The organism is Pseudofrankia saprophytica (genome assembly GCF_000235425.2).
Lineage (GTDB): Bacteria > Actinomycetota > Actinomycetes > Frankiales > Frankiaceae > Pseudofrankia > Pseudofrankia saprophytica.
Map to the genome: position 1 here is coordinate 6715879 of NZ_KI912266.1, position 10574 is coordinate 6726452.

Genomic DNA, 10574 nt, shown 5'->3' on the forward strand with positions numbered 1-10574 from the left:
GGCGCGCTGCGCGCGGCGACCGAGCGGGCCCAGCGGGCCATGCCCGCCGCGCCGGCCGGCGACCCGGCGCCGTCGTGCACCTTCGCCGCGGCCATCGTCACCGGCACCGACCTCACGGTCGGCTGGCTGGGTGACAGCCGGGTCTACCTGCTCGGCTCGGACGGCGGCGCGCTGCGGCTGACCGCCGACGACACGCTCGCCGCCGAGGCCGTACGTGCCGGCATCATCCCGCCCGAGGCCGCCGACACCGCCCCTGGCGCGCACACCATCACCCGGTGGCTCAGCCCCGACCGCGTCGAGGCGCGACCGAGTGTCGCCTTCGTACCGGTCACCGGCCCCGGCCGGATCGTGGTGTGCACGGACGGGCTGTGGAACTACGCCTCCGGTGTCAGCGAGCTGGCCGCGCACGTCGCGGACCTGCCACCCGGCGCGTCCGCGCTCGCGGTCGCCCGCCACCTGACCAAGGTCGCGCTGCGGGCCGGCGGCCGCGACAACATCACCGTCGTCGTCATCGACATGCCGGGGAGAGGCTGATGCTCGACTTCACCTCCGAGGTCAACCAGAACAAGTACCTGTCCACGGGCGGGACGGATGTGCACGCGGTGGTCACGGTCACCGCGTCGACCGGCAAGCCGGGCCAGGGCCAGGGCCGGCAGGTCGGGCGAACGGCGGCGGAGGTGATCATAATGGACTGCTCCGGGTCGATGGGCGGCAACAAGATCATCGAGGCGCGCCGGGCGGCGAAGGCCGCGATCGACACGCTGAGCGACGGGGTGCTGTTCGCGGTCGTGCAGGGCGAGCACTTCGCCAAGAAGCTCTACCCGCCGAGGGACGGCCTGGCCGCCGCCTCCGCCACCACCCGGGAGGAGGCCAAGCTGGCGGTGAGCCGGATGCAGGCCGGCGGCGGGACGGCGATCGGCAAGTGGCTGCTGCTCGCGCGCGAGCTGATGCTGACCAGGCCGGACGCGATCCACCACGCGATCCTGCTTACCGACGGCCAGAACGGCCAGACCGAGGCGGAGCTCGACCAGGCGCTGGACAAGTGCGAGGGAGTGTTCCAGTGCGACTGCCGCGGTGTCGGCGCGGACTGGGAGGTGGCCCAGCTGCGGCGGATCGCGAAGCGGCTGCTCGGCGGCGTCGCTCTCATCCGCAAGCCGCGGGAGATGGCCGACGACTTCCGCGCCGTCGTCGAGGCGGCCCTCGGCCGGGGGATCGACAAGGTGACGCTGCGGGTGTGGACGCCGCGGGGCGCCGAGGTGCTGTTCATGCGGCAGGTGCTCCCGGACGTCGCGGAACTGACCGGCAGCGCCATCCCGGTGGACGCGCTGACCAGGGACTACCCGACCGGCGCGTGGGGCGAGGAGAAGCGCGTGTACCACCTGGGCGTCAAGATCCTCCCAGGCCCTGTCGGTGTCGAGAAGCTGGCGGCCCGGGTGCGTCTGGTCGTCGGTGACGAGCCGCTCGCGGAGGCGAAGGTGCTCGCGGCGTGGACCGACGACATCGAGCTGAGCACCCAGATCGACGGCACGGTCGCGCACTACACCGGACAGGCCGAACTCGCCGACGCTATACAGAAGGGTCTCAAGGCGCACAAGGACGGCGACGAGCAGACCGCCGCGACACTGCTCGGGCGGGCGGCTCGGCTCGCCACCGAGGCCCGGGACACCGACAGGCTGGCGTTGCTGGAGAAGGTGATCGAGATCGAGGACGCCGCGACGGGCAGGGTGAAGCTGCGCGCGAACGTGGAGAAGCTGGACGAGATGGATCTCGACGCCCAGTCGACGAAGACGGTCCCCGCGCCGCGGTGAGCGTCCGCTGCCCGCTGGGTCACCTTTCGGCCACCGACGACTGGTGTGACGAGTGCGGTGCCCGGATCGAGGCCGCGGCGAACATCGGTGGCGCCCCCGATGGGGGCGGCGCGGGCGGTGCCACGCAGGTGGCGACCACGCCGCTGCCGGCCGACGGCACTGCGGCGCCGTCGTCGCGGCCACCGCTTGGCTGGGTCACCGGTCCGTGGCCGGTGCCCCGGCCAGCGGCCGACGAGCGCCTCCTGGGCGCGGGCGGACAGCCGGGCCCTCCCGTGGCCGGCGTTCCGCTGGCCGGTACTCCGTCTGCCACCCCGGCCGGGCCGGGGCCGTCCCCGGCCGCGGCGGCCGCGGGACCCATGCCGCCGGAGAAGATCTGCCCACTGTGCGAGACGCCGCGTGAGCCCGGCCAGCGCTTCTGCGAGGAGTGCGGCTACGACTACGTCACCCGGACCGCGCCGCCCGGCTGGGTGCGCCCGAGCCCGCGCGGCCCGACCCAGCCGACTCCCCCGCCGGCGCCGCCATCCGTGCCGCCGCGCCAGGACCCGCCCGTCGGCGTATCCGCCGCCTGGCTGGCCGAGATCGTGCCCGACCGGGCCTACTTCGACCGCGGCGACGACGGCTCGGCGCCGTTCCCGGCCGACACGCCGCCCCGGCTCGTCGCGCTGCTGGGGAACCGGACGCTGATCGGCCGGCGCAGCCGGTCCCGAGGGATCTTCCCGGAGATCGACCTGTCGCTCCCGCCGGAGGACATCGGCATCTCCCGCACCCACGCCCTGCTCGAACACCCCGCGGGCCGCCCGCTCACCATCATCGACCTCGGTTCCGCGAACGGCACCTGGCTCGGGGACGGGCTGCGCCGGGTGGAACGCGGCGTCGCGGTCGAACTCGCCGACGGCGCGCACATCTACCTCGGCTCGTGGACCCGGATCACGCTACGAGCCCGCTGACCGGCCCCGCCCACCGACCTGCCCGCCAGGCGGCCCCGCCCACGAGGCTGCGCCGCCCGCGGGCGGGCCAGGCCGTGTGCCGTGGCGAGGGCGGCGACCCGCCGAAACCGGTACCGGGTGGCTGAAACGGCCAGAGCGGGACCGAGGGCCACATCACCACCGGCGTTTGTCAGGGGCGACGACGGGTACGCGGACTCAACGTCCGACCCACGTCAGCAGCGGCCTGCCAACACCAAGAACCCTCAATACCGGCAGGCCAGCGCCGCGTGTGTGGCGCCGGTGGCGTCCCGGTACCACGACCATTTCGGGCAGCGGCGTCCCGACATACGCAAAGGAGCGCGCGCGTGACCACCCAGGAACGCCCTTGGACGACGACCGACGCCGGCGCGCCGGCCCCCAGTGACGAGCACTCGCTTTCCGTCGGACCGAACGGTCCCCTGCTGCTGCAGGACCACTATCTGATCGAGCAGATGGCGAACTTCAACCGGGAGCGCATCCCGGAGCGCCAGCCACATGCCAAGGGAGGTGGCGCGTTCGGCACCTTCGAGGTCACCCAGGACGTGAGTGCCTACACCCGGGCGGCGATGTTCCAGCCCGGCGCCAGGACGGAGGCCATCGCCCGGTTCTCCACGGTGGCCGGGGAGCGCGGCAGCCCCGACACCTGGCGCGACCCGCGCGGCTTCGCGCTGAAGTTCTACACGAGCGAGGGCAATTTCGACCTCGTCTGCAACAACACCCCGGTGTTCTTCATGCGTGACCCGATGAAGTTCCAGCACTTCATCCGCTCGCAGAAGCGGCGGGCCGACAACAACATGCGCGACAACGACATGCAGTGGGATTTCTGGACACTGTCCCCCGAGTCCGCCCACCAGGTCACCTGGCTGATGGGCGACCGCGGCATCCCGAAGACCTGGCGCTACATGAACGGCTACTCGAGCCACACCTACATGTGGATCAACGCCGCCGGCGAGAAGTTCTGGGTGAAGTACCACTTCAAGACCGACCAGGGCGTCGACTTCCTCACCCAGGAGGACGCCGACCGGCTCGCCGGGTCGGACGGCGACTACCACCAGCGCGACCTGTACGCGGCGATCAAGGCCGGCGACTTCCCAAGCTGGACCCTGAAGATGCAGATCATGCCGTTCGAGGAGGCCAAGACCTACCGGTTCAACCCCTTCGACCTGACCAAGGTGTGGCCGCACGGCGACTACCCGCTGCACGAGGTCGGCCGGCTGACCCTCGACCGCAACGTCACCGACTACCACACCGAGATCGAGCAGCTCGCGTTCGAGCCGAACAACCTCGTCCCCGGCACCGGCCTCTCGCCCGACAAGATGCTGCTCGCGCGCGGGTTCAGCTACTCCGACGCCCACCGCGCCCGCCTCGGCGTCAACTACAAGCAGATCCCGGTGAACGCGCCGCACGTGCCCGTCCACAGCTATGCCAAGGACGGCGCGATGCGCATCCAGAACGCCACCGACCCGGTGTACGCGCCGAACTCCTACGGCGGCCCGAAGGCCGACCCGGCGCTGACCGGCGACGACGGCCTCTGGTACTCCGACGGCGAGATGATGCGCACCGCGTACACCCTGCGCCCGGACGACGACGACTGGGGCCAGGCCGGCACGATGGTCCACGAGGTCCTGGACGACGCGGCCCGGGCCCGCCTGGTCAGCAACATCGTCGGCCACTTGCTCAAGGGCGTGAGCGAGCCGGTCCTCGTCCGCGCCTTCGAGTACTGGCGCAACGTCGACAAGAACCTCGGCGACGCGGTCGAGGCCGGCGTCCGCGCCCAGCGGCAGGCGTAGGCGGGTACCACGGGCCGCCGACGGGCGGCTGGCCCGCACCCGCCTGATCATCCCTGGCCTGGCCACCACCCGGTGGCCAGGCCAGGGTCCTACGGGACACGGTCACCCCCCGATGCAAAGGCCGGAACCGGTCTCCGGAGACCGGCCTGGGCCACCCGCACATCTCGCGATAGCGTCTGAAAACGCACACCGCTCAGGATGGGGCAGGGGACCGCCGGGCGTGGAACCGCTCGACGACAGCGACCCGACAAGGCTCGCGCGGCGCACCCGTTTGGGCCAGGCGAACTCGGGCCGAGGTGGCCGCGGCGGTCAGCTGGTCGGGTCCAGAGCCACCTTGAGCCAGCCGGGGCGGCGCAGGTCGAACTCCTCGTAGGCGGCGAGCACGTCCCGCATCGGCTCGTGCTGGGTGACCAGCCTCTCCGGGCTCACCACGCCGGACTCCACCATGGCCAACAGCTTCGGGATGTACCGCGGGTGGTTGCCGACTCCCGTCTTGACGGTCAGGTTCTTGTTCATCGCGGTGCCGATCGGGAAGAACCGGTCGGTCGGCGGATACACACCGATGATGCCGAGCGTGCCCGCCTTGGCCAGGCTCTCGACCGCCCAGAAGTGAGCCTGCGTCGGCGCGTCGCCGGGCTTCCAGTGCCCGTCGTGCTCGTTCGTCTCGGGGGCGATCTGCCGCAGCTCCTCGCGGTGCTGGTCATCCTGCTCGCGGGCCCTGGCGGCGGCCGGGCCGGACTTCGGGCTTTCCGCGTCCACCCCCACGGCGTCGATGGCCCGGTCGGGACCGATACCGCGCGTAAGGTCCAGGATCGCCTCGACCGGGTCTTCTTCGTTGAAGTTGACCACCTCGGCTCCCAGCGTCTGGGCGCGTTCCAGTCGATCGGCATGGCCATCGATCGCGATCACCCTCGCCGCGCCGCACTGGAACGACGACAGGATCGCGAACTGTCCCACCGGCCCGCAGCCCCAGACCGCCACCACGTCGCCGTCGGACACTTCAGCGATGACCGCACCGAAGTATCCGGTGGGGTAGATGTCCGACAGCGGGATCGCCTGATCATCGGAGATCGAGTCCGGCAGCCGGAACAGATTGGTGTGGGCATAGGGCACGCGAGCGTACTCGGCCTGCAACCCGTCGAACGAGCCGTTGTCCATCGGAGCGCCGTAGAAGGCCGATCCGGCCCTGCGGCCGCGCGGGTTTATGTCGTCGCACTGAGCGAAATAGCCGCTGCGGCAGTAGGAGCAGGAGCCGCAACCGAGCACGGCGGACAGCAATACCCGATCACCGCGCCTGAAGTTGCGGACGCCGTGGCCGACCTCTTCGACTACGCCGACGCCCTCGTGCCCGACGATGACGCCCGGCTTCATCCCCGGTACCGTGCCCCGGACAAAATGCAGGTCCGTGCCACAGATCGCCGCGGTGGTGACACGAACGACGGCGTCGGTCGGCTGCTCGATCTTCGGTTCGGTGACGGTGTCAAGGCGGATGTCGCCGACGCCGTGCCATACGACTGCTCTCATCACCTTCCGCTCCTTCCCTGCCCGGCGGTTCGCGATATCGACCGCGAGCGCCCGCCGGTCCGATTCACGGCGGACCTCCAGTCCGCTGTCCGATGCGCCAACATCTACGACACGACGGGCTCATCCCATCGCTACAGGTAACTATCACCCGGGCGAGGCGCCGGCGCCTGGCGAGGCGAATGGGTGGGAGAGGAAAAGAGCGGCATTCCTGAAATAGATATCGGCACCCGACCGGTTCCGCGCCCCGGGCCGGGTCGACACAGAACGACGCACACCCGTCAGGTCAGGCTCACCACCGGGACCACCTCGACGGTTGGCTGGGTCGGGGTGGCCTCGGGGAGGAACCAGCGCAACCAGATGCGGCCCCTGCGGTGGCCGGCCGTGGAGACCCAGTTCGGATGGGCGTTGGGCGTGGGAGCGACGACGATCTCCCAGGAGCCGTCGGGCTCGTGGGCGACCTGGGCGCCGTTGATCGTCACCCGCTCGTAGTCGTAGTTGTAGGTGTGCAGGAACGGGTTCCACAGGCACAGGTTCCAGAAGGCGCAGCGCGGCGACCGGCCGCGGATGACGAGTGCCTGGTCGTCGTCGAGGTCGAACGAACCCATCGCGTAGGCGGCGTCGCCGGCGGCCCAGCCGAAGGTGGCCGTCGGCACCGGGTAGGGCGGGTCGATCGTGTTCGGCGCGCCGAGCCCGAGCGGGACCATCGCCGCCTGCTCGCGCAGCCAGGTGAGCGCGGCCCGCAGCCGCCGGGACAGATCCTCGTCCGACTCGCGGAACGTGGCCGGCGGGTCGTCGGCGCTGATGTCCCAGCGAGCCTGGCGGCCGCGCACCGGGTCCTCCAGGTAGTCGCGGGTGATCGCGGCGACGGCGTCGGGCTCCAGCCTGATCCAGACCGCGCCGGGCTCGTCCGGCTCCTCGGCGGACAGGACGATCCGTATGACCCCGTCCGCGTCCGGCCCGGCGGTGGTGCTGTTCACCGTGCCGACGATGCGCTCGGAGTAGCGCCCGTCGCGCGGACCGCCGTAGACGGTGAGGGAAAGATAGACGGCGTCCCCGGGCTCGACCGTGACCCGGTAGGTGCGGGCCGGGTCGATGGGGGCGTACTTGTAGAACGCGTCCGCGTTGTCGCCGCCCCACTTCTTGTAGGAGCCGACGATGTCGATGAAACGCGGGCGGGCCGGGTCGGCCCAGACGTTGACGTCGGACGCGACCTGCAGGATCGACAGGATCCACTTGTGCGCTTCTAACACTGTCTGTTCGTCGCCGAAATCCGCGAGCTGCTCGACGAACCGTTTCTGGAGCACGCCGAGCTCCGCCAACAGCTCCGCGAACACCAGCTCCGTCTGTGTGGCCATGGGCTCTCCCGCGTCCGGTCCGCCGCGCGGCGAGCGACCGCCGCCGCGCCGCGGCGAACGCTACTGGTAGGTACTGCTCGGACGCCAGGGGCAGGAAGGACACCGACAATGTTCGGGCAACGCGGCCGGGTCGACATTCCAGCGCCGCGGCGGAGACCGGGCCGGGCCGCTCGTCTCCGCCGCGACGCGGACCACCCCGCCGCCCGCCGTTCGCCGCGTCGGCGAACGGGCCGGGGCCGGCGCACTCGCCCAATGCTCCAGCGCGGTGCCGAGTTTCATGATCTGGTGGGATTTTCGGAGCTGTAGCGCCGAAAATCCCACCAGATCATGAACGGCTCGCGCGTTCGAGCCAAGGGGCACGGCGCGGACGTCCGGCCGGCCAGCCATTCGGCCGACCAGTCGACCAGTCGGCCCAAAACAAGGCAAAGCGCGAATATGCCGGAGCCCGACGCCCTTACCCGGCCTTACGCGCGAGACCGCGGGCGATGTCGAGGATCCAGGGGTGGCGGCCGGCCACGGTGTTCACGAAGTCGTCGACGTCGTGGGCACCCAGCAGGAGGCGGCCGACAGCGCCGACGGGGACGGTCGGCTGGGCCCCGCAGGGACGGACACCGGCCTGCCGGAGGTAGCCCGCGCGCAGGGCCTCGTTGAGTTCACGGTGGCGCCCGGTCTCGAGGACGGCCCGCAGGTCGGTGGCGAGCTGGTCGTGCTCACGGCGCCGGCGGGCGTCCTGTTCGGCCCGGTAGGAGCGCCAGTAGCCGGGGCGCGCGCGGTACTCCAGCGCGAACTCGATGTGCTGGACGGCGTGCCGGCCGATCAGGTTGTCGGGCAGCAGGCGGGCGAAGTACTGGATCTGCTCGTCGACCGACGCCTCCCGCAGGCTGTCGTCGCGGTCGACCCGGCTGCCCGCCCAGCGGACCAGCGAGCCGGTCTTGTCGGCGCCCCGGCGGTCCCACACCATCTGGGAGATGTCCCGACGACGGAACACCTCACGAAAGTCGGCGTCGCCGTCGTCATGTTCCGCGCTGCCACGGACGACCACCATAAGGTTCCGCTCACGGGCGCGCTGACGCTGATGAATCCGACGCCGCTCCTGCCGGGCCGACCGGCGCGCGGTCGAGGGCAGCACGGACTCGGCCATGTCCTTCGTCTTCTCGCCGTGGTTGCGCACGACGCACACTCCTCCTGGCCGCCAGCGCCGGGCACCGTATGGCCCGGCTGGCTGACTGGCGGCTATCTCATTCGCTTCGTCATGGCTTCACCTCCTCCATGCGAACACTCGAGAATTTCACCGGATAGGCCCGCCGTTCGCAACGCAATTTCTAAGGGAATCCGCGCCGTCGGGCACCGTCGCGAGGTCAGACCGGCGACGGCATTCCCGCGCGCAGCATGAGCAGCGCTCCAACCCCGATGACCATCAGAGCGCTCACGACCGGCCCCGCGGCCAGGGCCGACGCGGCAAGCCGTGGCGCCCTGCGCGACAGCCGGAGCAGCAGCGGGCGCAGCGACCGATCAAGCAGGTACCCGACACCGACGAGGGTGAAAGCCATGCCCAGGCCGTAGGCGATGACCAGCAGCACCCCGAACGACGCCCGCCCGAGGCTGATCGCGCCCAGCAACACAACGACCGCCGATGGCGTCGGCACCATGCCGCCGGCGAGGCCGGTCAGCAGCAGCGAGCGCAGACGCGGTGGAGTCCCGTCGGCCGCCAGCAGCGGTGCGTGGCTGTGCCACCGGCCACCGTGCCGATGCCCGTGCGGGTGGTCGTGCCCGCGGCCGTCCGCGTGATCGTGGTGCCCGTGCGCATCGCCACCATCGCCGGCATCGGCATCGCTGTGGCTGTGGCCAGGCGTTCCAGCGTGGTCGTGCGCATGGCCGTGGCCGTGGCCGTCGCCGTGGTCGGGCGTGTGGCTGTGGCTGTGGCTGTGCGCGTGGTCGTGGTCGTGCGCGTGCCCGTGGTCGTGGCCGTGCGGGTGGTCATCACCGCGGTGGTCGAGATCCAGGACGCCCGTGAGGCGGGGGGCGCCCCGGCCGAACCGCGAGCGCAGGAGCCCGAGCCCGAGGCCGATCATGAGCAGGCCGCTGGCGGCACCGAGCCACGGGTAGAGGCGTTCGGGCGCGAGGCCGGCCGATGCGGACAGTGCCAGGGCCAGCACGAAGACCCCGACAGTGTGGGTCAGCGTGACGGCGCCCGCCATTCCGGCGAGCTGCCGGCGGGTCGCCCGTCGCCCGATGATCATGGCTGCCATCAGGGTCTTGCCGTGGCCGGGCGCGAACGCGTGCGCCGCGCCGAGGCCGAGCGCCACGACGAGGGCGACGGCGGCGGCGCCGACGGTCAGCGCCGAGTCCGGGCCGACGAGTCCGGTGAACCGTGCGGTCAGCCCGCCGTTCCCTGGCCGGGAGACGGACTGGCCGCCGCGGGACGCCTCGCCCGCCGGGCCGGCGGTGCCGTCGTCGGGGACGTCCGGGAACGCGTCGGTGGCCACCGGGCCACCGGGCCGGGCGCGCAGCGACGCATGGGTGACGTCGGACCGGCCGGCGAGCGGGTCGGTCGGGTAGGCGGTGAGCAGGGCGCTCGGCGACTGGTCGGGGACATCGCCGCGGACGAGTGTGGCCGCGTCGCCAGCCGCGATCGTCTCCCGCCAGCCGGAACGGTCGGTGTAGGCGCTCAGCGTGTACTCGACGTCGGTGCCGCCCGGGTCCAGCAGCCCCCGCGTCGTGGCGGTGCTGTATCGGCAGACCAGCCGCATCGTGGACAGGCCGCCCTGGCCCGGGGGGAAGGTCAGTGCTCCCCCGGTGGGGGACAGCCTGGCCGGTGCGCCAGCCACGGCCACCCTCAGGTCGCTGGTGATCCTGGCGCACTCCGCGTCCCGCCACGCCGCCGGGCCGGCCGCGTCGACGTCGGGCCGCAGCTGGGTCGTCGGGATCTCGGCGAAGTCGACGACCACATCGACACGGACCCGGTCGGGCGCCACCCGCAACACGCTCGCGGTGTTCACGGTGAAGCTGCCGAGGGGGTGGGCGGAGGCCACCCCGGCCGCGAGCGACAGGAAGAGGGCCACCAGGCAGACGAGCATTGCCGGGCGGCGCAGGCGACCGCGTGCGCGCCACCGCGGCCGCGGGGCGCCGGCC

At 71.8% G+C, this 10574-nt stretch carries 8 protein-coding genes; 4 read left to right on the plus strand and 4 right to left on the minus strand.

What is annotated here, in order from left to right:
• The 4 genes from FRCN3DRAFT_RS55440 to FRCN3DRAFT_RS0228370 form a co-directional block, all read left to right on the plus strand.
• Window positions 1–534, plus strand: a 534-nt coding sequence (locus tag FRCN3DRAFT_RS55440; RefSeq protein ID WP_007520088.1) for a PP2C family protein-serine/threonine phosphatase, incomplete at its 5' end; no start/stop codon positions are given.
• Complete coding sequence (locus FRCN3DRAFT_RS0228360; protein ID WP_007520085.1) at window positions 534–1808, plus strand: VWA domain-containing protein; 1275 nt, start codon at window positions 534–536, stop codon at window positions 1806–1808. The genes FRCN3DRAFT_RS55440 and FRCN3DRAFT_RS0228360, both read left to right, overlap by 1 nt.
• Window positions 1805–2755 carry an FHA domain-containing protein gene (locus FRCN3DRAFT_RS51985; RefSeq protein WP_007520083.1) on the plus strand — a complete coding sequence of 317 codons (951 nt, stop codon included), beginning with the start codon at window positions 1805–1807 and terminating at the stop codon, window positions 2753–2755. The genes FRCN3DRAFT_RS0228360 and FRCN3DRAFT_RS51985 overlap by 4 nt, the downstream gene beginning before the upstream one ends.
• Window positions 2756–3099: 344 nt before the next feature.
• A complete protein-coding gene (locus tag FRCN3DRAFT_RS0228370) occupies window positions 3100–4563 on the plus strand; it encodes a catalase (protein WP_007520082.1) in 1464 nt (487 codons plus the stop codon).
• Window positions 4564–4872: 309 nt separating this feature from the next.
• Here the strand turns inward: FRCN3DRAFT_RS0228370 and FRCN3DRAFT_RS0228375 are convergent, their stop codons facing one another.
• From FRCN3DRAFT_RS0228375 to FRCN3DRAFT_RS0228390, 4 genes are all read right to left on the minus strand, one after another.
• The gene (locus tag FRCN3DRAFT_RS0228375) at window positions 4873–6087 is read right to left on the minus strand and encodes an alcohol dehydrogenase catalytic domain-containing protein (protein WP_007520080.1); all 1215 of its coding nucleotides are present in this window, start codon (window positions 6085–6087) and stop codon (window positions 4873–4875) included.
• Window positions 6088–6365: 278 nt separating this feature from the next.
• Complete coding sequence (locus FRCN3DRAFT_RS0228380; protein WP_007520078.1) at window positions 6366–7442, minus strand: DUF1214 domain-containing protein; 1077 nt, start codon at window positions 7440–7442, stop codon at window positions 6366–6368.
• Between the two features lie 454 nt (window positions 7443–7896).
• Window positions 7897–8613 carry a hypothetical protein gene (locus FRCN3DRAFT_RS0228385; RefSeq protein WP_007520077.1) on the minus strand — a complete coding sequence of 239 codons (717 nt, stop codon included), beginning with the start codon at window positions 8611–8613 and terminating at the stop codon, window positions 7897–7899.
• Between the two features lie 187 nt (window positions 8614–8800).
• The coding region (locus FRCN3DRAFT_RS0228390; protein WP_342435385.1) for a hypothetical protein at window positions 8801–10574 on the minus strand (1774 nt) is incomplete at its 5' end.

Excerpts from the sequence above, each read along its gene's own strand:
- FRCN3DRAFT_RS0228360 (WP_007520085.1), top strand. The coding sequence starts at position 534 with ATGCTCGACTTCACCTCCGAGGTCAACCAGAACAAGTACCTGTCCACG.
- FRCN3DRAFT_RS0228375 (WP_007520080.1), bottom strand. The coding sequence starts at position 6,087 with ATGAGAGCAGTCGTATGGCACGGCGTCGGCGACATCCGCCTTGACACC.
- FRCN3DRAFT_RS0228380 (WP_007520078.1), bottom strand. The coding sequence starts at position 7,442 with ATGGCCACACAGACGGAGCTGGTGTTCGCGGAGCTGTTGGCGGAGCTC.